Origin of the sequence: Psychrobacter sp. Arc9 (assembly GCF_041431295.1) — a bacterium.
Classification (GTDB): domain Bacteria; phylum Pseudomonadota; class Gammaproteobacteria; order Pseudomonadales; family Moraxellaceae; genus Psychrobacter.
Genome location: NZ_JASMRK010000004.1, coordinates 74559 through 98867, shown reverse-complemented (window position 1 = coordinate 98867; position 24309 = coordinate 74559). Strand labels below are relative to the sequence as shown.

At 42.8% G+C, this 24309-nt stretch carries 22 protein-coding genes; 6 read left to right on the top strand and 16 right to left on the bottom strand.

The features are described 5' to 3' along the window. The 4 genes from QO187_RS03645 (at window position 1) to QO187_RS03630 (ending at window position 4906) form a co-directional block, all read left to right on the top strand. Entirely contained in the window at window positions 1-1203 is a 1203-nt protein-coding gene (locus QO187_RS03645; protein WP_101204504.1) for a 3-oxoadipyl-CoA thiolase, read from the top strand. Window positions 1204-1372: 169 nt separating this feature from the next. Further along, window positions 1373-3061, top strand: coding sequence for a fatty acid--CoA ligase (locus QO187_RS03640; RefSeq protein WP_102092709.1), 1689 nt, complete (start codon window positions 1373-1375; stop codon window positions 3059-3061). 166 nt (window positions 3062-3227) lie between these two features. Next, window positions 3228-3707, top strand: a complete 480-nt coding sequence (locus QO187_RS03635) for a thioesterase family protein (RefSeq protein ID WP_102090625.1) — start codon at window positions 3228-3230, stop codon at window positions 3705-3707. A 164-nt stretch (window positions 3708-3871) separates the two neighbouring features. Further along, window positions 3872-4906, top strand: coding sequence for a hypothetical protein (locus QO187_RS03630; protein WP_228153132.1), 1035 nt, complete (start codon window positions 3872-3874; stop codon window positions 4904-4906). A 261-nt stretch (window positions 4907-5167) separates the two neighbouring features. Here the strand turns inward: QO187_RS03630 and QO187_RS03625 are convergent, their stop codons facing one another. The 13 genes from QO187_RS03625 to QO187_RS03565 form a co-directional block, all read right to left on the bottom strand. Beyond that, window positions 5168-6529 carry an MFS transporter gene (locus tag QO187_RS03625; protein ID WP_101204507.1) on the bottom strand — a complete coding sequence of 454 codons (1362 nt, stop codon included), beginning with the start codon at window positions 6527-6529 and terminating at the stop codon, window positions 5168-5170. 392 nt (window positions 6530-6921) lie between these two features. Then, window positions 6922-7698: a 3-oxoadipate enol-lactonase gene (gene pcaD / locus QO187_RS03620; RefSeq protein ID WP_102092708.1), complete on the bottom strand. Its 777-nt coding sequence runs from the start codon at window positions 7696-7698 to the stop codon at window positions 6922-6924. A 91-nt stretch (window positions 7699-7789) separates the two neighbouring features. Further along, on the bottom strand, window positions 7790-9010 hold the full coding sequence (gene pcaF, locus QO187_RS03615) for a 3-oxoadipyl-CoA thiolase (protein ID WP_102092707.1): 1221 nt from the start codon (window positions 9008-9010) through the stop codon (window positions 7790-7792). Window positions 9011-9030: 20 nt separating this feature from the next. After that, a complete protein-coding gene (locus QO187_RS03610; RefSeq protein WP_101204510.1) occupies window positions 9031-9696 on the bottom strand; it encodes a 3-oxoacid CoA-transferase subunit B in 666 nt (221 codons plus the stop codon). 26 nt (window positions 9697-9722) lie between these two features. Next, a complete protein-coding gene (locus tag QO187_RS03605; protein WP_101204511.1) occupies window positions 9723-10445 on the bottom strand; it encodes a 3-oxoacid CoA-transferase subunit A in 723 nt (240 codons plus the stop codon). Window positions 10446-10557: 112 nt separating this feature from the next. Next, window positions 10558-11787 (bottom strand): benzoate/H(+) symporter BenE, encoded by a 1230-nt coding sequence (gene benE, locus QO187_RS03600; protein WP_101204512.1) that lies wholly within the window; start codon window positions 11785-11787, stop codon window positions 10558-10560. Between the two features lie 75 nt (window positions 11788-11862). Further along, window positions 11863-12642, bottom strand: coding sequence for a 1,6-dihydroxycyclohexa-2,4-diene-1-carboxylate dehydrogenase (locus tag QO187_RS03595; protein ID WP_101204513.1), 780 nt, complete (start codon window positions 12640-12642; stop codon window positions 11863-11865). 59 nt (window positions 12643-12701) lie between these two features. Then, window positions 12702-13718, bottom strand: coding sequence for a benzoate 1,2-dioxygenase electron transfer component BenC (gene benC, locus QO187_RS03590; RefSeq protein ID WP_025643602.1), 1017 nt, complete (start codon window positions 13716-13718; stop codon window positions 12702-12704). A 65-nt stretch (window positions 13719-13783) separates the two neighbouring features. Then, window positions 13784-14281 (bottom strand): benzoate 1,2-dioxygenase small subunit, encoded by a 498-nt coding sequence (benB, locus tag QO187_RS03585; RefSeq protein WP_025643600.1) that lies wholly within the window; start codon window positions 14279-14281, stop codon window positions 13784-13786. Window positions 14282-14342: 61 nt separating this feature from the next. Beyond that, the gene (gene benA, locus QO187_RS03580) at window positions 14343-15728 is read right to left on the bottom strand and encodes a benzoate 1,2-dioxygenase large subunit (protein ID WP_025643599.1); all 1386 of its coding nucleotides are present in this window, start codon (window positions 15726-15728) and stop codon (window positions 14343-14345) included. A 132-nt stretch (window positions 15729-15860) separates the two neighbouring features. Continuing rightward, window positions 15861-16784, bottom strand: coding sequence for a catechol 1,2-dioxygenase (gene catA, locus QO187_RS03575; RefSeq protein ID WP_025643597.1), 924 nt, complete (start codon window positions 16782-16784; stop codon window positions 15861-15863). A gap of 99 nt (window positions 16785-16883) precedes the next feature. Next, window positions 16884-17174 (bottom strand): muconolactone Delta-isomerase, encoded by a 291-nt coding sequence (catC, locus tag QO187_RS03570; protein WP_101204514.1) that lies wholly within the window; start codon window positions 17172-17174, stop codon window positions 16884-16886. A 75-nt stretch (window positions 17175-17249) separates the two neighbouring features. After that, window positions 17250-18389 carry a muconate/chloromuconate family cycloisomerase gene (locus QO187_RS03565; RefSeq protein ID WP_101204515.1) on the bottom strand — a complete coding sequence of 380 codons (1140 nt, stop codon included), beginning with the start codon at window positions 18387-18389 and terminating at the stop codon, window positions 17250-17252. A 244-nt stretch (window positions 18390-18633) separates the two neighbouring features. Between QO187_RS03565 and QO187_RS03560 the strand changes: the two genes are divergently transcribed. Next, a complete protein-coding gene (locus QO187_RS03560) occupies window positions 18634-19551 on the top strand; it encodes a LysR family transcriptional regulator (protein WP_101204516.1) in 918 nt (305 codons plus the stop codon). Window positions 19552-19683: 132 nt separating this feature from the next. Continuing rightward, the gene (locus QO187_RS03555; protein ID WP_102092706.1) at window positions 19684-20511 is read left to right on the top strand and encodes a hypothetical protein; all 828 of its coding nucleotides are present in this window, start codon (window positions 19684-19686) and stop codon (window positions 20509-20511) included. Window positions 20512-20558: 47 nt separating this feature from the next. Here QO187_RS03555 and QO187_RS03550 read toward each other — a convergent pair whose 3' ends face one another. From QO187_RS03550 to QO187_RS03540, 3 genes are read right to left on the bottom strand one after another with little or no spacing between them, the layout of a single operon-like run. Continuing rightward, complete coding sequence (locus tag QO187_RS03550) at window positions 20559-21554, bottom strand: glycosyltransferase family 2 protein (protein ID WP_101204518.1); 996 nt, start codon at window positions 21552-21554, stop codon at window positions 20559-20561. A 46-nt stretch (window positions 21555-21600) separates the two neighbouring features. Continuing rightward, window positions 21601-22902 (bottom strand): hypothetical protein, encoded by a 1302-nt coding sequence (locus QO187_RS03545; RefSeq protein WP_145990530.1) that lies wholly within the window; start codon window positions 22900-22902, stop codon window positions 21601-21603. Continuing rightward, the gene (locus tag QO187_RS03540; RefSeq protein WP_101204520.1) at window positions 22902-24206 is read right to left on the bottom strand and encodes a glycosyltransferase; all 1305 of its coding nucleotides are present in this window, start codon (window positions 24204-24206) and stop codon (window positions 22902-22904) included. The genes QO187_RS03545 and QO187_RS03540 overlap by 1 nt, the downstream gene beginning before the upstream one ends. Window positions 24207-24309: the final 103 nt, after the last annotated feature.

The window sequence follows — 24309 nt, the reverse complement described above, 5'->3', positions numbered from 1 at the left end:
ATGTTAGATGCTTATATTTATGACGGATTAAGAAGTCCATTTGGTCGCTATGTTGGCGCATTAGCAACCGTACGTGCTGATGATTTGGTTGCTACCGTGATGAAAGCATTGGTCGAAAAACACCAACTATCTGCTGATATCTTTGATGAAGTGTTGCTAGGTAGTGCCAACCAAGCAGGCGAGGACTCTCGCAATATCGCGCGTAACGCTGCTCTGCTAGCAGGGTTGGATGTAACAACTCCAGGTCAGACAGTAAACCGTCTATGTGCATCAGGTCTGTCTACTGTTGTCGATGCTGCTCGCAGTATTACGTGCAATGAAGGGGATATTATTTTAGCAGGTGGGGTCGAGTCGATGACGCGTGCGCCGTTTGTATTTGCCAAGACAGAACAGCCTTTTAGCCGTGACTTTAAAGTTTTTGATACCACCATTGGTAGCCGTTTTCCCAACCCAAAAATTATTGAGCAGTTCGGCAGTGATACCATGCCGCAGACGGGCGATAATGTCGCGCAGAAGTATGGTATTACGCGCGAGGAAGCCGATAAATTTGCAGCCGCATCGCAAGCCAAGTACCAAGCCGCCAAGCAAGCAGGGTTTTTTGACGATGAGATAACACCTATTACTGTATCCCAAGGTAAGAAATTGCCTGCAAAAGTAGTCATAGATGATGAGCATCCGCGTGCCAGCTCTAATATTGAAGCACTACAAAAACTCAAACCGTTGAATCAAGATGGAGTCGTCACCGCAGGTAATGCGTCTGGCATCAATGATGGTGCTGCCGCGCTCATCATTGGTTCAAAGCAAGCAGAGAAAAAGCTAGGCTTTAAACCGATTGCCAAGATCTTATCATCAGGTGCAATGGGTGTTGAACCCAATATCATGGGCGTGGGTCCTGTTGAAGCGATTAAGCTAGCACTAAAGCGTGCGGATCTGACCCTTGAGGACATGTCTGTCATTGAGATCAATGAAGCTTTTGCCTCACAGGTACTGGGTTGTCTAAAAGGGTTAGATATTGATTTTGATGATAAGCGTGTCAATCCCAATGGTGGGGCCATCGCTGTCGGTCATCCGCTTGGCGCATCAGGTGCCAGAATCGCCTTGAGTACTGCTCGAGAGCTACAGCGTACGGGCGGCAAATATGCCGTGGTCAGCTTGTGTATTGGTATTGGGCAAGGGCTTGCCATGGTGATAGAACGCGTTTGAGACTCAAAAGCATGCTCGCCCCATTATTGATTATAGTTGATTCAGTTTAGAAGAGAGACAAGGCAACCGATCGCAGATGTAACTGTGATACTTCAAGTGAGGGTAACGCTGTCACTCTTTTATAGAGAATTGACTATATCAAGGACAATTTATTATCAAGGAAGATACCATGACAACCATACTCAACGAACACGATAATTACCATCAAGCCGAAGACGCGTATGGTTTCCCGTTAATTATCAAACAGCTACTAAACCGCGCCAAGATTGCTTCCACTAACCAAACCATTAGCTATGCCGACAAAGTCACTTATACCTATGCTGAGTTTTTTAAACGTATCAATCGCTTGGCCAATGTATTAAAAAATATGGGCTTGCAGGCAGGTGATGTGGTCGCGGTCATGGACTGGGATAGTCATCGTTACCTTGAGGCCTACTTTGCAGTACCAATGTCGGGCATGATTTTGCAAACCGTTAATGTGCGCCTGTCTGAAGAAAAAGTGCTATATACCGTCAATCATGCTGCGCCAAAAGCCTTATTGTTGAATGCTGAATTTGCGCCGATGATTAAAGATTATCGTGACGATGCGCCTTCTATCGAGCATGTAATGTGGGCTGATGATGAAGATGACAATAAAGCAGAAAGTGATAAAGCTGAGCTGCCAGACTATGTCGATGGCGAATATGAGGCGCTATTAGCAGCTGCTAGTGACGAGTTTGTCTTCCCAGATTTTGATGAAAATACCATCGCTACTACGTTTTACACCAGTGGTACGACAGGCGATCCAAAAGGGGTTTTCTTCACTCATCGACAGATTGTACTACAGACGATGGCAAGTACCTTGGCGTCAGCCCTCAATGCCGAAGGTCAAGGCGCGCGCTACAACGATGTCTATATGCCAATGACGCCTTTGTTTCATGTACATGCGTGGTGCTGGCCATATGGCGCAACCATGATAGGGCTCAAGCAAGTATATCCAGGACGATATCTGGCACCAAAACTGGTCGATTTGATTGAGGAGCACAAGGTCACGCTGTCACATGGTGTCCCTGCGATATTGCAAATGCTTCTCAAAGAAATGGCAGAGCGTGGCCGCAAATTCGAAGATCTTAAACTGTTACTAGGTGGCTCAAAGCTAAACGAAGGCTTGGCAAAGGCAGCAATCGAATGTGGTATAGAGTTTATGTCAGGCTTTGGTATGTCAGAGTCTTGCCCTGTACTGTCTCGAGCAGTATTCGATGACAAAACAGAGTCGATGACGTTAGAGGATAATCTGAATTATCGCTGTCTATCAGGCTCGCCAATTATGTTAGTTTCGATGGAAATTTGGGATGAGAACGGTAAACCACAACCCATGGATGGCAAATCGACAGGCGAGCTTGTGATACGCGCGCCTTGGCTGACCCAAAGCTATTTTAAAAATCCTGACGCAGGTAATGAGTTATGGAAAGGCGGCTGGATGCATACTCAAGATATCGCCTGCATGACCGCTGATGGTACGCTAAGCATCACAGACAGGCTCAAAGATGTCATTAAATCTGGCGGCGAATGGGTGTCCTCGCTTGAGGTCGAAACCATTTTGTCCTTTCATCCTAGCGTCGCTGATATCGCGGTGATTGGTGTACCAGATGAGCGTTGGGGCGAGCGCCCCTTGGCATTGATAGTGCTAAAACCAGACCATGTCGACACAAAAATGGAAGATATTTTGGCATTGGGTCATCAAGCAGTAGAGAGAGGTCATCTGCCAAAATACGGTGTGCCAAGTGAAGTGAGGTTTTTGCCAGACATGCCAAAAACCAGCGTCGGTAAACTCGATAAAAAACGCATGCGGTCGATGTACTCAGAAAACCTCATCTAGTCAAATAATCTGGTCACCATCAAATCGACTCTGACAAAAGGAAAACTTGCATAAACCCTAGTGCTTGATTAAATGCTAGGGATAGGGGAGGTGTGTGAGTCACGCGCACCCTGAGTCATATTTATCGTCTATATAACAAAGCCTATCTAATAAAAAGAGAGAAATTATGGAAGCTGCGCCTACGTTCCCAGAAATACAAGAGATTGTCACAAGCGATGACAATCACCCATTGCATGACTTTACCGTTATCTATCCTCAGCAAGTGGAATGGGGTGATATGGACTCCTTTGGTCATGTCAATAATGTGGTTTATTACGAATATGCTCAAAATGCTCGTATCTACTACAACAGGCGGCTTGGTTTATTTAACGAACAGACGTCTTCGGTGATGGCTGCCTCGTCATGTCGATACCTCAAATCGGTTGCTTACCCTGATGAATTATGGATTGGTGTCAAGGTCAAAAAAATAGGTAATTCAAGTCTGATTCATGAATATACCTATTACAGTACGGTGCAGAAAGCAGTCGTTGCAATCGGTGAGTCGGTGTTGGTATATCTCGATAAATTGAGTGGGCAAAAAAAGCCTATCAATGAGTCGCAAAAAGACGCGATTGCTGCTTTGGAAAGTATTAATCAAGAAGCCTAAAACCTAATATATCGGTCAAATTATGATTGGGTTTTTAATTAGAAAGTACTTATTAATTAGAAGTTAATTTTCATCTAAAAGGATTATTTATTTTTATGGATTAAAGAAAGCGTAGTAGCAATTGGGATTGATAAGGATATCAACATAAAACAGGGAATAGATGAATGATGCTTTATATAAAAAGGCTATCTGTAGGTTTTGCTACGGTTGTAACATGCGTATCTGCACAAGCAATCGATCTTGTGACAACAGATGACACGACTTTGAGTATCGGTGGTTACATCAAAGCAGAAGGTGCTTTTAACTCTCCTGATGAAGGCGAGTCGGAATTTAAGGGTAATTTACGCCAGTCTCGTATTAATGTGAAAACGACTAAGTCGGTAGATGATAAAAAACTCACGGGGTTTATCGAAGGTGATTTTTATGGCGATTACGCCAAGGGCGGCTCAAATCTGCGTTTGCGTCATGCTTATGTTCAGGTTGATGATTTGACAGTGGGTAAGACTTGGAACGGTCAATTTTTGGCAGTGGCACCTCTGTCTACGGAGCAGCTTGATTTTTGGGGCACTGGTTTGGGCACGGCCTCTGGTGGTGGTTCTTATATTCGTCCAGATTTGACGTTGCACTATACTTATAAGGGGCTACGTTTTACGGCGCAAGACCCTGTTTACGATAATGCGAGCTTACCTGATATGGTGGTAAGCTACAAAGATAAGATATCTAACTTTGACTATAACGTGGCTGTCACGGCTCGTGATGCTGAGAACGGAGATGGTTCAGATGTGGGTATCGGTGTTTCTTTAGCTGGCAAGCTAACATTGGGTAAAGATTCGCTCCATGCCAGTATATATAATGGTAAAGGCATGGGTGCCTATTCTGCCATCTGTGTTGGAGGACCGCTAATTATGAATGGCGGCGTAGACTGTGATGCCGAGGATGGGAAGCTGATCTCGCAAACTGGCTATAGCGTAGGATATAAGCATCAGTTTACCCAAAAGCTGCGTGGCAACTTGCGTTATGGTGAAGTAAATGTAAACGATGCGGCAGACACTTCTGCTAATGTAAAAAGCGCAAACCTTATCTATGAGTATCTACCAGATCTAGATTTGGGTATTGAGTGGAGAAATCAGGACGTAACGACATTCCCATGGATGCCAGCAGGTCAGCAAATTGAAATAATGGCAAAATATGATTTTTGAGTTGAAGTGTTGAGAGGAGTAAGCGATACGATGGCGCATCTTCATAGTTATAGTGGGGATGTATTATCTTGATTAATGATTTTTTATTGATACTTATCATGTTATTCAGGTATTAGAATATATACTAGGAGCTTTTTTATAAATATAACTGACGTTGCAATTGTAAGAATCGAAACGCCAGTTATATTAGTTTATAAAAAGATAAGGTACTATGTGTTTTCTACGGTAACAGAAATACGATTTTTAAAGTCAATATTACTTTTACGCTGCTGAAGTATCTAATCTTGTTGGTTGCAGTTTGCTTTCTTTGCTGTCGACCGCTGCGCTCAGATTTACTAAGAAGATAGCGATGGCTGCGATAATACCTGGTATAGCGATAAATAAGAAGTTCATCTGATGGGTCAGCTCTAAGGTGAGAAGCGCACCAGTTAGGATTGGACCTACGATAGCACCAATACGTCCAATCCCTGACGCCCAACCCATAGCAGTCGTACGTACAGCGGTAGGATAATATTGAGCCACAAAAGTATAGAGCAGAATTTGTGAGCCGATGGTTGTAGCACCTGCAATCGCAATGAGCGTATATAGTACAATCTGAGGACTGTTGTAGCCAAGCAAAATTAATGCTATTGCCCCAGCGACAAACATAATAGTTAGTACAGGTTTTAAATGGAATTTATCAGCTAGGACACCACCGCCAATAGCCCCAATCATCCCACCAATATTAAGTGCAAATAGAAATAACATACTAGCACCTAATGAGTAACCGGCTTGAATCATTAGCTTTGGTAACCAGCTTGCTAAAGCGTAAACCATCAGCAAACACATAAAAAATGCTACCCAAAACATAATAGTAGTGAATCCACGTCTGTTCAGAAATAACGCTTTAATTGGTGCATCATCACCTTTGGTGGGTTCGTCTAGTACTAACGTAGTAGAGGGTGTAACTTTTTCTTGAGGAGCCAATTTTTGAACGATATTTTTAGCTTCGTCTTCTCGCTTTTCTTTGACCAAATACATCAAGGATTCAGGTAGCATCTTCCAGATAATTGGCAATAGCAAAGTAGGGATGCCCGCAATATAAAACATAATTTCCCAGCCAAAATCTAGCACCAAAAAAGATCCTAATAATGCTGACGTCATACCACCAATTGCATAACCGCTGAACATAATAGCGACTAAAGTACTACGCATACGTTTCGGTGCGTATTCAGATGTTAGTGCCACGCAGATTGGCATCACGCCGCCAATACCTAGACCTGCAATGAAGCGCAAAGCCGCAAACTGCATAGGCCCGCTAGCGAAAGCACCAAAAAAAGTAAAGCTACTGAATAGAGCGACACAAATCATAATTGTTTTTTTACGACCGATTTTGTCAGATAAAGTGCCAAAAATCATGGCACCAAACATCATACCGAATAGTGCTGCGCTAGCAAGAAAACCTGCTTGTACCGAAGTCAATGACCACTCCTCCATAAGTAATGGCAGGGCCACGCCGTAAATAATGAGGTCGTAGCCGTCAAAGATAATAATCAGTAAGCACCAAAACAGGACTTTCCAATGAAAAGGTGAAAATTTGGCTTCATCAATAACTTTATTGATGTTTAAGGTTTGAGATTCCATTCATATTCTCCGTTGATGATATCCTTATACGTGCTTTACAAGTTAGGGTTTTACAGGTGCTAAGTCAAAAACTATCTAGGTATCAATCGATACCTAAAAGGTATATTTTTCTATATAACATTCTATTGAAACAATGTTGACTTTTATCTTTATTAGAGTATTCGGTACTCTTATAAAGTATTAGATACGAAGAATGATGCTTGCAGTGAGTGTGTGTAAGACAACTAACGCCAAGAAGTTTCATTAATTTCTATTATGAAAATACTGAATACGCAGAAAATCATCCATATACTAAAAAAATATATAGATGATTAAAAATATAAGATAAATAGATAAAATTAGCCTAATTAATCAACGCTAATGAATGTGTTTTTTAAAAGCATTTATTGGCGTTATTGCAGGTAATATTTAATATACTCATTAAATGCTTCAGGTTGTTCAATATTTGAGATATGCGAGGCATTGATAGTGGCGAGCTTAGCACTAGGAATATGATCGACTATATATTGACCATCGGCAACCGTTGTCACTGGATCCTCGATACCTGCAACTACTGTGACGGGTACACGAATATTTTGTAACTGCTCGCGAGTATCAGCGATAGATAACGCCTCGCAGCAGCTTGCGTAGCCCTCTGCACTGCCAGCCGCAAGAGCGCTAGACAATGCCGCGACTACATCTGGGTAATGATCGATAAAATCTGCTGTAAACCAACGCGGAGCAGCTGTAGCTGCGATAGGCGCTAGACCTTTCTCACGTACCAACCTTGCACGCTCCGTCCATGCTGTTTCGTTACCAATTTTCGCGGCGGTATTACATAACATCAAGTGGTGGAAGCGATCGGGATGATTGATAGCTAACCATTGACCTGTTATGCCGCCCATAGAAATGCCACAAAAAAATGCCTTATCAAGATGCAGGTGATCTAACAAATCAATCACATCTTGCCCCAGCTGGTTTAAATTATAAGGGCCTCTGGGTGCTGATGATTTACCATGACCACGAGTGTCATAGCAGATAATAAAATAATCATCTTGCAAGGTATCGATTTGTGGTTGCCACATACGATAGCTAGTACCTAAAGAGTTGGAAAATATTAGGGCGGGGTTGCTGCTATCACCAAAGGTGGCATAATTTAGCGTTACGTCTTTATTTTCAAATACAGGCATGATGAATGTCCTTATTTTGACTATCGTGTGATTGAAGTATTACTTTTGACCTATTGAGGTGGGTATTATTTATTTTATTTTGAACGATTAATCAGCCTTCAACGCGCTCAATAATCATTGCGATGCCTTGTCCAACACCGATACACATTGAGCAGATTGCATAACGCTTACTCGTTTTTTCAAGTTGATTGAGGGCAGTTAAGATCAAACGGGCACCTGAGGCGCCGAGTGGATGACCAAGGGCAATCGCACCGCCATTAGGATTGACGCGCTCGCTATCATCAGCTAACTCCAAGTCACGCGTACAAGCTAGAGCTTGCGCGGCAAAAGCTTCGTTTAATTCAATGACATCCATCTCATCAAGCGTTAGTCCCGTATGCTCAAGCAATTTTTTCATCGCTGGTGCTGGGGCGAAACCCATAATACGTGGCTCAACGCCTACCGTAGTTGAGGCCACAATACGCGCACGCGGCTTTAGATTAAATTCTCTAACCGCTTGCTCTGACGCTACTAGGAAGGCTGCTGCACCATCATTAATTCCAGAGGCATTACCAGCAGTCACCGTACCATCTGCGGTGACGATAGGACGCAGTTTAGTCAACTTCTCAAGGGTGGTGTCAGCACGAGGATGCTCATCAGTATCGACGGTGACAGGCTCGCCTTTACGCTGCGGGATGACGACAGGGGTCATCTCGTCTTTAAAGAATCCTGACGCTTGCGCCGCTGCGGTACGTTGTTGGCTACGTAGCGCAAATGCATCTTGGTCAGCTCGATTGACATTGAATTGCTCTGCGACATTTTCAGCGGTTTGCGGCATAGTCTCTGTGCCATATAGCTCATCAAGCTTTGGATTGATAAAGCGCCAGCCCATAGTAGTATCTTCCAGCTTTTGACTACGACCAAATGCCTGACCTGATTTGCCCATCACAAATGGCGCACGGCTCATGCTCTCAACACCACCTGCGATAATTAAATTGGCTTCACCAGCTTTAATCGCACGAGCAGCTATCGCTAACGCATCCATCGACGAGCCGCACAAGCGGTTAACAGTTGTCGCAGGCACTTGATAAGGTAGGCCGGCTAGCAATGACGACATACGTCCGACGTTGCGATTGTCTTCGCCGCTTTGGTTGGCACAGCCATAGATGACGTCATCTACTTGTACCCAGTCGACATTAGCATTACGTTCTATTAACGCCTTGATAGGGATAGCGCCTAGGTCGTCTGCACGTACGGGTGCTAGACCGCCGCCGTAGCGTCCAAAAGGGGTGCGAATGGCGTCAATGATATAAGCGTTTGTTAAGTTATCCATTGTAGATATTATCCTTTTTATTATTTTACTGTAGTAGCGTCAGTCAGTGTGGCACCCGTCAAGGCCTGTAAGTCTTCGAAGCTAATGCCATCGACCATTTCGGTGACTACTAAGCCTTTATCGGTGACATTAATGACACATAAATCAGTATAAATGCGATCAACGCAGTTTTTGCCAGTCACAGGATAAGTAAGCTCGCTGACGATTTTAGGGTCGCCCGTCTTGGTGGTATGATTGGTCATGACAAAGACTTTTTTGGCACCGACGGCTAAGTCCATTGCGCCGCCAACGGCAGGTATTGCATCCTCTGCACCGGTACTCCAGTTGGCTAAGTCGCCATTGGCTGCCACTTGAAACGCGCCCAATACGCAAATGTCGATATGACCACCACGCATCATCGCAAAAGAGTCGCCATGATGGAAGAAGCTACCGCCATCGAGCATGGTGACGTATTCTTTGCCGGCATTAATCAGCTCGGGATCCTCTTCACCTTTAGCAGGTGGTGGTCCAAAAGCTAGTAAGCCATTTTCTGAATGTAAAAATACATCTTTATCATCCGGTAGGTATTGGGCAATTTTGGTCGGTAGTCCGATGCCTAAATTGACATAAGCACCATCTGGAATATCTTGTGCAGCGCGCTCGGCAATTTGATCGCGGGTCAAAACGGTGTAGGAAGTATGGCTCATGATGACGATCCTTATAATTGGCAGTATTAAGCGGTGGCTGTCGTTGCTGTGCTAGCATATTCATCACTAGCAGGTTCAGTACTAGTAGGCTGGATTTGCACCACATGCTGCACAAAGATACCCGGTGTAATAACATACTCAGGATCAAGTTCACCAAGATCCACCGTTTCAGAGACTTGGGCGATAGTTACTTCAGCTGCCATTGCCATGATTGGACCAAAGTTGCGTGCAGACTTGCGGTACACCAAGTTGCCCCAGCGATCGCCTTTATTGGCTTTAATTAAGGCAAAATCAGCCTTTATCGGATATTCAAGAACATAGTCTTTACCATCGATATGACGAGTCTCTTTACCTTCTGCGAGTAAAGTGCCAAAGCCTGTTGGCGTATATACTGCGCCGAGTCCCATACCTGCTGCTTGAATACGACAAGCCAAATTACCTTGTGGTACTAGCTCCAGTTCAATCTTGCCAGCATGATAAAGCTCATCAAATACCCAAGAGTCTGATTGACGGGGAAAAGAGCAAATTATCTTACGTACAGCACCTGTTTGTAAGAGTTTGGCAAGGCCATGGTCGCCGTTACCGGCATTATTATTAATGATGACCAAATCTTTTACGCCCAAATTAATAAGCCCGTCAATGAGTTCAGCGGGTTGACCTGCCGTGCCAAAGCCACCAATCATAATGGTGGCGCCATCTTTGATTTGACTAAGTACGTCAGTGATACCTTTATCAGCTTTGTTAATCATGTTTATATCCTATAAAAAGTCATATGAGGTAGTGTCTTTAAAATTAATAAGTGGTACATGGGTTAGACTCATTGCTCTGACACTACTTAAATTTTTTGTAAGAGACTTGCTTTTAATTGGCTTCATTATTAGAGGTCGTTAATGAGATAGATGATGTTGGTAGTAGGCGTTTTTTGGTCAGAATATAGTGAGCAATCATGCCAATAAGAATGCCCCAAAACACAGAGCTTAATCCCAAAAAGCTCATACCCGATGCTGTCGCCAAAAAGGTAATTAACGCTGCATCTCTTTGCTCATCATTTTTCATAGCAATGGTGATATTGGCAGAAATGGCACCGATTAACGCAAGGCCGGCCAGTGCCGCGACAAGCTCTTTTGGAAGCAAGCTAAATACCATCACGATACTGCCAGCAAATAAACCGCCAAATAAATAGAAGATGCCATTAGCGACACCTGCGATATAGCGCTTTTCCTTAAGTTCATGCGCATCTTTGCCAGTACAAAGCGCGGCTGTGATAGCGGCAAGTACGATAGTGATACCACCAACACATGCAACTGCTAAAGAGGCGAGGCTTGTAACACTCACAATAGGCTTGGCTGGCGTGTCATAGCCACTTAGATTTAAAATAGCCATGCCGGGTAAGAATTGACCAGTTAAGCTCACAAGGATGAGTGGTATAGCGAGGTTAAACGTTGAGTTCCACGACCATTCAGGTGCAATAAAATTAGGTATGGTAACGGCTAAATCGAAATGGACAGGGTTCATTTTGCCAAGTAAGACGCTTAAGATAACACCGCATATCAACACCCAGATCATCGTATAGCGCGGCGAAAAGCGTTTGGCTAATAAATAGCAACCGAGCATGCTAAAGACGATAAATGGCATGCTATCAGTGGCTTTAAATAATTCTAAGCCGAACTGAAATAGGATGCCTGCCATCATGCCAGCGGCAATACCGTTAGGAATCCATTTTAATATTTTGTCGAAGTAACCTGTCGCTCCAATAATAAATATGACAATCGCTGAGATGATATAACCGGCAACAGCTTCATTAATACTCATCTGTGGAAATAGGGTAACCAGTAAAGCGGTACCAGGTGCGGACCATGCTGTAATAACCGGTGTTTTATATTTAATAGATAAATAAATACCAGGAATGGCAGCACCAATGGAGACACCCCAAATCCAAGACGCCATCATGGCATCCGATACTTGTGCGGCTTGTGCGGCCTGAAAAAAAATAATCAAAGGACCTGCATAGGAAATAAGAACCGCTAAGAACCCTGCAACCGATGCAGAGAGCGACCAGTCGTTTTTTAAGGTTTGGATTACAGAGGCCATATTGCTTCCTTGCAAATTAGCATTCGTTACGGGGTTGCAAATTAAGATGCATGCTACTGATTGACAGATTTATTATTAGCCTTCGTCGCCACCGCCTACAGGAATGGTACTACCAGTAATATAAGAAGACTCATCGGATGCTAAAAACAAGATGGCATTGACTTGCTCATCTATCGTGCCGTAGCGTTTCATAAAGGTGCGATCAATGGTCTGATCAACCACCGCATTCATCCATGATTTTTCATCATCAGTTAATGGTTTGGCGTTACGTGGAATCTTTCTGGGCGGCGCTTCAGTACCGCCAGTTGCCACGGCATTCACACGGATGCCATCGTTTGCATACTCAAAAGCGAGCGATGCGGTCATGGCGTTCACGCCGCCTTTCGCTGTCGAGTAGGGTATGCGGTTGATACCACGAGTAGCGATAGAGGACACATTAACAATAATGCCTGACTGCTGTTTGACCATGGTTGGTAATACCGCATGACAACACCATAATGTTGGAAATAATGAGCGACTGATTTCCTTTTGGATTTCTGCTTCAGAGAAGCAGGTAAAAGGTTTCATCCATATTGCGCCGCCGACATTGTTGACTAATATATCGATACGCCCATAGCTATCAAGTGCCTTATCAATAGCCTCTTTAGCACCTTGACGGGTTTCAAGGTCAGCTTGAATGGTAACGGCTTGTCCACCATTAGCAATGATTTCAGCCAGCACCTCTTCTACTAATGGAGAAAAGTCTGCCATGACGATTTTTCCGCCCTCACTTGCTAAGCGTAATGCGACTCCGCGCCCGATGCCTTGGGCGGCACCAGTAACGATACATACTTTATTATCAAATCTTTTACTCATGACAGTCTCCTAAAAATCTTGCTCATGCTTTGCTAGTAGAGTAATACGGCTAAGCTATGTTATTGTTCACTGGGCGTGAATTTTTCATAGTAAAAATTGCACGGTTTTAGATTACTGCTGTCTAACCAATTACTCACCGCATCCACCATCCCTAACGGACCACACAAGTACACATCGACGTCACCATCGTTCAGCCACTCATTATCAACATGACCGGTAACATAACCTTTACGCTCATGACTACTATCTTCTGTGGCGACACAGGTGCGGTAGTCAAACCAAGGGTGGTTTTGTTTTACTTCTTCTAGTTTCTCGACTTCTATCAGATCAAAATCGTTGGTGACGCCGTAGACCATCCTGACAGGATGATGAGCACCAGACACTTCTAAACTTTTTAGCATCGATAAAAAAGGCGCGATACCGGTACCGCCTGCTAGAAATAGGGTCGGGCGGATTAGAGGGCGCAGGTAAAAGCTACCAAATGGACCCTCAAAATTAATCTCTTGGCCTATAGTTGCAGTATCAGATAAAAAGGTGCTCATTTTGCCGTTAGGAATATTGCGGACGACAAATTCGGCCTGATTGGCACTAGGTATAGAGCTAAATGAATAGGAGCGTGTCTCGTTAGAATCAGGAATACTGACATTGACATACTGGCCTGGCAAAAATACTAGCGCATCTGGATTATCGACTTCGACGCCAAAGTGAATGGTAGACTCAGACAGTACATTCAGCTGCTGTAGTTTGCCTTTGAATACAGACTTGCCAACTTTGCAAGCTTCAGAGGAGGTTGGTACTTTGATCACGCAGTCGCTTTCAGGAATCATCTGACAGGTGAGTACATAACCTTCTTCAGCTTCAGCTTCTGTGAGTGCATCTTCGATATACATATCAGGGTGCATGTCATAGCTGCCAGATTCACAATGGCAACGGCAAGTACCGCAAGCACCATCTAGGCAGTCCACAGGGATATTAAATTTTTGACGATACGCTGCTTCGGCAACTGTTTCGTCGGCTTCACATTTGATGAAGCCCGTGACGCCGTCTTCGAACTGTAGAGCAATATTATATTCCATGAGAAATATCCCTTTTCAACACGTATTAATTAAAAGCTAGTGATTAAGTAATGAGTGAATAATGATTAGACGTGATAGACATCCATGATTTGATGCACATAGTCGTCTTTTAAGACCACATACTTATCCAAAATTTTTGGTTGGTCTTGAGTCATGTCTATTTTGTACTGAGAGTAACCCCAATAGGTATTGGTCTCGTGATAGCGAAAGGACTTGTTGATCCAGTTGAAACGTACCGTCACAATACCGTCATTGTTTTCGAGTAATTCAATATTTGATAAATTGTGCGTGGTACGTGTATCAGGTATGGTCGCTGATGAGCGCTCAGTCTCGATGCGGAAGATACGATCTTCAAGACCACGGCGGTCCGGATAATAAATCAGCGAAATTTCTCGTTGTGGGTCGCTGATGAGCTGACCATCATCATCCCAACTTGGCATCCAGAAAGGGCAGTCTTCATCGTAATAAGTGAGCCATTCTTCCCATTTTTTCTCATCCAATAAACGCGCTTCACGGTATAGAAACTGTCTAATGTCTTCAATGTTAACAGTTGTGTTTTTCATGATTGATATCCTTATTTTTTGTCAGTTCTACAATAAATAGCAGAGTAATAATAAAAATGTATTAGTCGCTATTAGCACCGTGTAGCTGCTGCTCTTGCTCTAGAGCTTTTTTCATCTCTTCATGCCAGTAGCGATGTTGGACGGTATATAGCCCTTCATCTTCAGTCTTAACACCGCTCATTAAAGGTTTTAAGTCAATAGCGGCAGCGCCTTCATCTGCTCCTTGAATCCAGTGCTCGGAGCCTCGGCACATATCATTCCATTCAAGTTTGATACCGTTATAACCTTCTTGGCATGAGCGGAACTCTTCTAAGTCATCAGGTGTTGCCATACCAGTAACGTTAAAGAAATCTTCATACTGACGGATACGGCGTGCACGTGACTCATCGCTTTCGCCTTTTGGTGCGATACACCATATGCTGACTTCAGTTTTGTCAACCGCGATAGGGCGGAGCATACGAATTTGTGAGCTGAACTGATCCATAATGTAGACGTTTGGATATAGGCATAAGTTACGTGAACGTCCAATCATCCAGTCCGCCATTGCTTCACCGTATTTAGCGACATAATCATCGCGATAGGCATAGTTTGGACGGTCCTGTGGGTTTTCCCACTGTGTCCATAACAGCATGTGTCCGTTTTCAAAAGAGTAGAAACCGCCACCTTGACGTCCCCATTTTCCAGCGTTCATGGCTTTGATGTTGTCTTCTTTGACTGCTTCTTGTTCTTTACGACGTGCAGTGGTAGCCGCATAATTCCAATGCACAGCTGATACGTGATAGCCATCAGCACCGTTTTCAGCTTGCAGTTTCCAGTTACCATCAAAAGTATAGGTTGATGTGCCGCGTAGAACTTCTAGACCTTCTGGCGACTGATTGACAATCATGTCAAGAATTTTGGTAGAACCACCAAGCCAGTCTTCAATTGACTGAACATCATCATTTAAGCTAGCAAAGATAAAGCCTTTATAATTGGCCATTTTCACTTGTTTTAGGTCGTGTGAACCTTCTTTATTGAAACATTCTGGGTAGCCGGCGTGTCTTGGGTCTTTAACTTTAAGCAGCTTACCTGAGTTGTTAAAAGTCCAACCGTGAAAAGGGCAAGTGTAAGTGGCTTTATTGCCTTTCTTATGACGGCAGAGCTGTGCACCACGATGTGAGCATGAGTTAATCATGCAATGCAGCTCGCCTTCTTTATTGCGGGCAAGAATCACGGGCTGACGACCGATGTATGAGGTGTAGTAGTCATTGTTATCAGGAACTTGAGACTCATGAGCCAAATAGACCCAGTTGCTCTCAAAGATGTACTTCATCTCAAGCTCGAACAGCTCTTCGTTAGTGAAGGCGCTACGATGCAGACGATAAATCCCTTTTTCACTGTTCTCTTCTAAAAAATCATCAATAGTGATGTCTGATCCTTCAGGTACTAAATTGATACGCTCGCTCATGGCTGCCTTCCTTGTATAATGACGGTATAAAATGAGATTAGAATTTTACGTTTGATACGGCAACTGAGGGCATATCAAACGTAAGTCGCTAGTAGTGATCAATTAATTAATGCTATTTAATATGAGTGCTCATTAACCTTGAGCACGGCGGCGTTCTACTTCGCTGCCTTGTACAGCTTGGTCAATGTCTTTTACTAAATGAAAGTCAAAGTCGATACTTGCGTAAGGCTTATCCAGCGCTTTTTCTTTTAGCTTGTCCGCATCTTCGACCATCGTTACCTCTGGTACCAAACCTTCGCGGCTTGCAAAAGCAAAGTCATCCCATAGGTACTCATCGCCATCGATGTTAATCTGCGTGGTCAGTTTGCGATGACCGTCAGCACTGGCGAAGAAATGAATGTGAGCTGGGCGATGACCATGACGTCCTAGCGCGCCCAATACTTTTTGCGTCATTCCTTCTGGTGGTACCGAGTAACCTAGCGGAACGATGCTGCGGAATGCATAATTGCCGTTCTCATCTGTAATGATGCTACGACGCAAGTTGAAGTGAGACTGTGATTCATCAAAGAAAGAGTAGTTACCTAAGCTGTTGGCATGCCATACTTCTACCTTTGCGTTTGGAAGAGGTTTTCCATTTTCACCATAAACAGTGCCTTGCATAAATAGCACCGTGCCATTATCAATATCTGTACCGTCATCAAGACGTGCAAACCCTTTTTCTTCTGGTGCGCCAGCGACATAGAGAGGGCCTTCAATAGTACGTACAGTCCCGCCATCCAATCCTGCTTCTTTTAAATCTTCTTCAATCATTAAATCCATGAAGTGATCAAAACCAAGACCTGGTGATAACAAACCGGCTTCTTTGCCTAAATCACCAATGAACTCAACCCCAGACCAATACTCATCGGCGGTTATTTTTAAGTCATTAATGGTTTGCATAAGGTCGGTCACAATACGTAATACAATCTCTTGTACACGTGGATTTACTTGTTCAGGGAAGTCGATTTTGCCTTTGATGAACTGAGTGGCTAATGCTTCAATTTGGCTGCGTTCCATGTCTCTCTCCTTGTTGAGGACTGTTTTATTAAGGGGTAACTACAGTGAGTATTCTTACCCACCTTTTATAGATTCTGATTACAGATTTAATGCCTTGATTTAACTGTCATCACTACGAACAGATGATGGGTGACGCAATAACGGTGTCACTTCAACCTTCATGTACGGATAAAGTGGTAATGACATCATAATATCGTGTAGCTCTTCATTACTCTCAACATCAAAGATACTGAAGTTAGAATACTGACCTGCTATACGCCAAATATGACGCCATTTACCTTGCTCTTGCAGCTTCTGTGACAGTGCTTTCTCAGTTGCCTTAAGCTCGTTGACTTTATCGGTATCCATATCTGTTGGGATTAAGACATCCATTCTGACGTGGTATAACATAATTATTTCCTTATACGTGATGAAAGATAATTTGGCTGACTTTTACAGCGTTTCAGTTTGAGCGTTGGTAGAGAATTATGGATTTGATGGTTTAGGTAACGTAGGGACTGCTTGTTTGGCGTAGTGATAGACTTTATCGCTATCTACTTCGATACCAAGGCCTGCGCCCGTAGGTACACTCAATCCAAAATTTTGATAATCAAGAGGCTGTGCTAAAACGTCGTCAGTTAATAACAAAGGACCAAAGAGTTCAGTGTCGAAGTTGAGACTTGGATATGTCGAGAACACATGGGCGGATGCTGCCGTACCGATAGGTCCTTCAAGCATCGTCCCGCCATAAAGCTCGATACCTGCTAGATGTGCCATTTGTCCGATTAAGCATGCAGCTTTTAATCCACCAGCTTGATTGATTTTTACAGCAAAGACATCGGCACAATGATCCGTTGCCAATTGGAACGCATTATGTGGATCTTGCACGACTTCGTCAGCCATAATAGCCACGTCAAAGTGTTCAGTTAAACGCTTTAGCGCTGATTTATTACGCATCGATACTGGTTGCTCGATTAAATCAACACCGCCATTTTGCAACAGACTAATACCTTTCATAGCTTCAAGCTCTGTCCATGCTTGATTAACATCAACGGTGATGCGGCAATCAGGTAAAGCTTGTTTAATAGCTAACACATGGGCGACATCATCAAGGATAGGGTTGCTACCTATTTTTAATTTAAAAATCCGATGCTTTCTCTGTTCAATCATCTGATGAGCTTCAGCGATATCGGTATCAGTATTTCCGCTAGCAAGCGTCCATGCCACTTCGATACGATCACGGACGCGACCACCGATGAGCTCGCTGATAGGTAGATTGAGTCTTTTGCCTTCGATGTCGAGTAGAGCAGTTTCAATCGCGCATTTTGCAAAACGATTGCCGCTGATGTGGGTATTCAATAGCTGCATTGCTTTTGCTGTGCTTGTAGGCTTTTCTTTCATCAAGAGAGGGGTAAAGTAAGTATCGATATTAGTTTTGATACTATGAGGACTTTCTTCAGCATAACTTAAGCCGCCAATCGTCGTTGCTTCGCCCCAACCTTCGTAGCCATCTTCGGTTTGGATATGCACCAGAACCAATACTTGTTCATTCATCACGGTACAAGCCAGTTTATGCGCTCGAATAGTAGGTATTGGTACTAGTAAAGTATTAATTGAACGAATCATATCTATCCTTAGTATAAAATTTTGGCTTCCTTATGCTTAATAAGAACTATAAGTGTTAAATATCGACATGTCTAAGACCTATTTAGTCTTTTTTTAATACTTTTTAGGTATTTTGTCGAAAGGTAGGTGGTATGTTATGTTCTTTAGGTATGGATGTTTTGTATATGAAGTAGGTGATGGATAAAAGGGAAGAAATTAGAACGACTTAGGATAGAAACAATAGGAAGTCAATCAAGGAAGAATAATGGAACTCAGGCATTTACGCTATTTCATAGCCGTGGCAGAAGAAAAAAGCTTCAATAAAGCAGCTGCTCGTTTATACATCTCGCAGCCACCACTTAGCCGGCAGATAAAACAGTTGGAAGAAGAGATTGGCGTTACGCTTATCGATAGGGAGAATCGTCCCTTGAAACTCACTGAGGCTGGCGAATTTTTTTATGATCATGCTATTCAAATTTTAAAAAAATCAGACGATCTGCGTACTATGACTATTCGTAAGGGAAATTTTGATAATTCGCTCTCAATAGGCTTTGTATCATCTATATTGTATGGCATATTGCCGAGAGTAATATCCCGTTTCAGAGAAGTTCATCCGAATATCGAAGTTAAATTGTATGAGCTAAACTCTTGGCAACAAATGCAAGCATTGACAGAAGGTAAGATAGATGTAGGTTTTGGCAGGTTATTATTTGAAGATGCTTCTATTAGGCGAATGGTGCTTAGAGAGGAAGATTTAGTAGTTGCTGTTCCTATCGAACACCCATTATCAAAAGAAAAACGCGACAGTTTAAGCTTGATCGATTTAACAAATGAAAACCTCTTACTTTATCCAACAGCACCGAGGCCCAGTTTCATTGATTACGTATTAGAACTATTTGAAAATCGTAATTTGAAGGCGAATTATTTCATGGAAGTACGTGAATTGCATATTGCCCTAGGGTTAGTAGCAGCAGGAGAAGGGTTGACTATCGTACCAAAGACACTTGAGCATTTACGTCATCAAGAGATAACCTATATCCCATTTGAAGAGGGGATATTAACTTCGCCAATCGTGATGAGTGTTAGACATTTTGATAAGTCTGGATTACTGGAAACGTTATTAGATGTTACTTATCAAATTTATGACGAAGAAGGCTTCATATATAAGCGTGAAAAAATTTGATCAAGTATAAGTTTTAAGGGCTTTACTTATTTAAGGCAAAAGCAATAGGCATACTAACATCGTCAATTTTTCTATAAAAATCGCTAATAATGCTAAAGTAGCAATAAAAAGTTCACATTAACTAAGGTTGCTATGTCTAATATAGAGTCCAATACAGAAAAACCAATATTCAAACAGAGTATCGCGCTGTCAAAGAATAGCGAATATATATCTAATGACATAAATACAGCGCAATCTGCTTTCTTAACACTACCAGTCGTTATACAGACTGCACTAGAGCAAGCTAAACGAGTTGTTCTAATTGCAAATAATCCTGCTGTAACCACGACGCAGCTTGAGATGTTGTTACAGCCCGATGATGTCTTAGTGTTATTTAATCACTTTATTCACGCTGATTTTTTTGCTAGCCATCAGCTAGCTAGTTTACTGCCTAAGCTGTTGTTTTTTCGTCAGATTGGTGACAGTAAACTGCATTTTGGCCTACCGCCTAGAAGCAATCATATATCAGTGGTGGAGCAAATGGCAGAGACCGCGCCATTAGGGATATTGACGAGCAACCAGCCTTATCAGTTTCCAACATTAGCTGATGATCCAAGCCCTAATGACGATCCTATCACTGCTCATCGCATCTTAGATATTCCCTCGAACATGCAAAAACTATTATCAAGCCCTACCTATCACAGTGTGCTATCAGAGCATCATAAAGTCGTTGCTGACTATCCATGCTTTACCGAGATTCATTCGTCAGCACCCTCATCAGGTTTTCTGTTATATCGGCTGATGCTGGTAGCTCGAGCATACTTACACCATATTCAAAAGACAAAACTACCATTAGAGATATTAATGATCGGCTTCAATGACAATGATAAAACTGCTCACTTTTGGCATGGTCATAATTGGGATTTTGAACGTCAGGAAATGAGTCGACTACCTAAAGGAGTGACTATTCATCGGTACTAGAATATTGATTAGCTAAGTTTTCGTTAGCTAAAAATTGCTAGAAATAGTTAAACATAAGGAGCGTCTGGGCAATGAGCGCGCTTTATCTCGTTATCGTCAGGCTCTCGTCGGACGGCTATCAATGATGACTGTTCTTCTTTCCAATCAATCAGATCCATATCGGAAAATTGGGACAGCCATCCTGTCATGGGCCAACAGTGCCATTTTTGATAGAAGCGATTGGCATTGACAATGATACTGTCCAGATGATTAAGAGGTGGCCGGTAGACACTGTGCTGCTGATGATAAGCGATATCAGCAGTAAGGTAAAAATTGATACCTAATCGACGTGCTGTAAAGGCAAAATCGGTATCTTCTGCACCATAACCTGTATATTGGGTGTCAAAACCGCCAATTTTATCAAAAGTCTGCCGCTTGATAGCGAAGCATAGGCTCCAAAATGCACCGTAATCATCAGTTTGTTTGATGGCTGTTTGCTCTGTTTCAGTAGGATATGAGTCAGCTTCATCAAAATTATAACGATAAGGGTTATAGACAGACAGCTCGTCTAAAAGAGACAAAGGCAGATGATTGATTTTTAATTGTGCATTTTCTTCTACTGATAATGGTCGCGTTAGATAGCGCGGTTGACCCATCAAAAGCGCACTAGGATATTGTAGAAGCTTCTTATACATTTGCTCAATAAACGTAGGCGCTACGATACAATCAACATCCAAAAAAATCAGCATATCGTGAGTTGCCTGCAACGCTCCAAGATTGCGATTATGTCCGATATCAAACTCTGTAGTTGTAGTATCACCACCATCATTTACAGCTGATTTAACCGTAGTTGGTAATTTCACGATATTTAGTGAAAATTCAGCTAACCGATTGGGATCGGCATCGTCATTGACGATAATGACTTCGGCTGGCTTTACACTACTATTTTCTAGACTGCTGAGTAGGTTGTAGAGATGACGATTACGACCATAGCAAGTCGTAATGACGGTCATCGATACAGTATCAGAAGTTGTGCTAGCGTTATTCGTTGGCTGAATGGTCATCGCTTGTCTTTACCTCGCTATCAGGTTGCCTGTTATTTTTAATAAGTCAGTATTTAATTGTTGATTCGGGCATTAAGTTGAGTCGAGGAAGCAACCAGTTTTCAAACCAAAGATTAGTAGTAGGATAATCAGTGGTGCTATGCATAAACGCTTGAGCAGCTATTGGCGTAACTGCGTTGATTTCCTCAATGCTATCTTCCTCACTGTTATTTTTTTCAATGCTATCAACCGAGGTAGTGGGGTGTGGTTTATTTCGACCATGAATTGTTTGGGCAATAGATTCAGGTTGACCGTTATTGACGCTCATCAAGGTTTTAAACTGCTGCCAATTTAGCGCTTTATTTTGAGTAACTAACGCTTCAGCCATGACGACCTGTTCATTATGCGGTCTGTCATCAGGCACTACTATGAGCGGCGTATCGTAATGATACGCTTGCGCAACAGCATTTAAGCCACAGGCCATCATCAGATAATCGCTATGACAAATAAATGGTGTGACGTCATTTACTTCAGTTGAGATATCGACATAACATCGTTTGTCATCGTCTATAGGCCCGAGAGAGATAATTAATGCATTGGGTAGCAGTGAGCGCAACTCTGATAATTTTTCGTCAATCGCTTTGTGTCCACCGTAGCCTTTGATAACGGTGATAACAGGTATTGTAGCTCCGGACTTATCTGTTAATTGAGTTTCAATAGATGGTAGGTTTGTAGATTTAGGCGCAGAAATTTCGCCACCTACGCTTAATTTTGCCAAGATATCTATAAAACTCTCATAAGTGTATGACTCAGCTTTTTGAGAGTAGATAAAGTCAAGATAGAGCGTCTTATCACAGACCCACTCAGATGTCTGGGCAGACTCTAACGCTTTAGGATAAGGTGCTAGTAAGGCAAGCGCGCCAACGAAAGCACCCAAATGTGGCGTATCATCGCGAATGCCAGGAAGCCTAACGTAAAGGTAAGGAATACTTGCTGCACGGCAGAGCATTGCCACCTCAACGCTGACATCGATAATCATCAGATCAATCTTACATTGAAAGATAGTGTCTAATATTTGGTGACTGCGTTTTTGAATGTCGCCATTGCCTACGGGCGAGTAATGTAGGCTGGCTGGTTGCCAATATTCTCCTGCACGACCTGCTAGTATGTCATCTGGGCGTTCATCTTCTGCATTTAAACGTACGATTTGTTGTTCATCAATAGCGGTAAAACGATAGCTATCTATATCTAAGCTCGTAAATACCGTTAATTGCGCTCTTGCGTCATTAGGTAGCAATGCAGCCAGTTTGTCTGCCTGTCGGCAATGTCCTGAGCCGTGATGATGAGCATAATATCCAATACGCATCATTACGATCCCTCAGAAAAGCTAACAAGATCATTATCAGTTTCAATTGGTGCTTGAATGGCCTGATTGAAAAACTGCAGGGAGTCTTTTGTTAAATCAGAGAGCTCATAGCTGTTGATATTGTTGATATAACTTACTGAATTGTCTTCTATTAACGCAGTTCTATTTTTTAACGCTGCTCGGTAAAGTTCCAGATAGCCGTCTACCATGGCTGACACTGAACAAAACTCTAAAGCACGGTCACGGCAGGCTTGGCGTGATATGTTTTTAATCGTAGCAAAGCCATTGATAAAGGCGGCTTTGTCTTTTTTAGGTACGATGACTCCTGTCTCTGGAGTAATAATTTCTGCACTGGCTCCAGCATCGAAACCAATCACTGGTGTGCCACATGCCAAACTTTCAGCCAAGGTCAATCCATATGGCTCGTCCCAAGTACTGGTGAATAGCATGGCAGTTGCTTGGCATAAGTAATTGTTAATCTCGTCCTTGGTGACATGACCTACGTAACTGAATAGTTTGTCATCGCCACTCTTACTGTCTTTAAATAATAAAGGGGCTACTTTTTGATTAAAGTAGTCTTCGTTGCTTTTAGGTCCTGCTATGATAAGTTTCTTCCCAGCTTCCATACAGTACCGCATGGCTAAATGAGTGCCTTTTTCAGGGCAGATGCGTCCATACCACAAATACACCTCGTCATCGCTACCATTAGTATTGCCAAGCGATTCTGTATTGGCAGTAAAGGATTCGACATCGATGCCGTTATACACCACTTGTGAGGGAACAAACTCAGCGAATAACTGCTGTTGATGTTTACTAATCGCTGTAAACTGAGTGGTTGTACCAGAGCGTAGCGTCAAAAGTGCCAAACGTAACTGTGGAAAAATAGGCGTATGAAAAGTGGTAAAAAACCTTTCGCCAAATGCTTGGCCTGTCATCATCGGAATATGATGCAGACTGTGGTTATGTACGATATCAATCTCACCGCGCTCATCACGTTCGATAATATCTCGTAGGGCTATCTGATAGGTGAGATATTGGTACATCTCTTCACGGCCCATGGCGACCGTTTCATGCTCATTATCATAGACCATCTTGTTAAACTCATGACGAGTCAATAATGGCACCAGCGTTGCTTTCGTCTCGCTATCTTTATGAGCGTAAAGCAATACCTCATGACCTTGCGCCACTAGCTCATCACAAATCAATTGGGTAATCATTTCTAGACCACCCGCGTAAGGCTGGGCAATGGGATATAGTGAATGCGCAATAATGGCAATACGTAGCGGTGAATTCGAAGACCTAATCATGTTTTTAAGACCTTTATAGTTATAAGCATCATGGCTATAAGCGTTTTGGTTAGTAGAGTGGCGTATAGGGAACTTAGTATAGAAACAATAAAAGACAATAGAA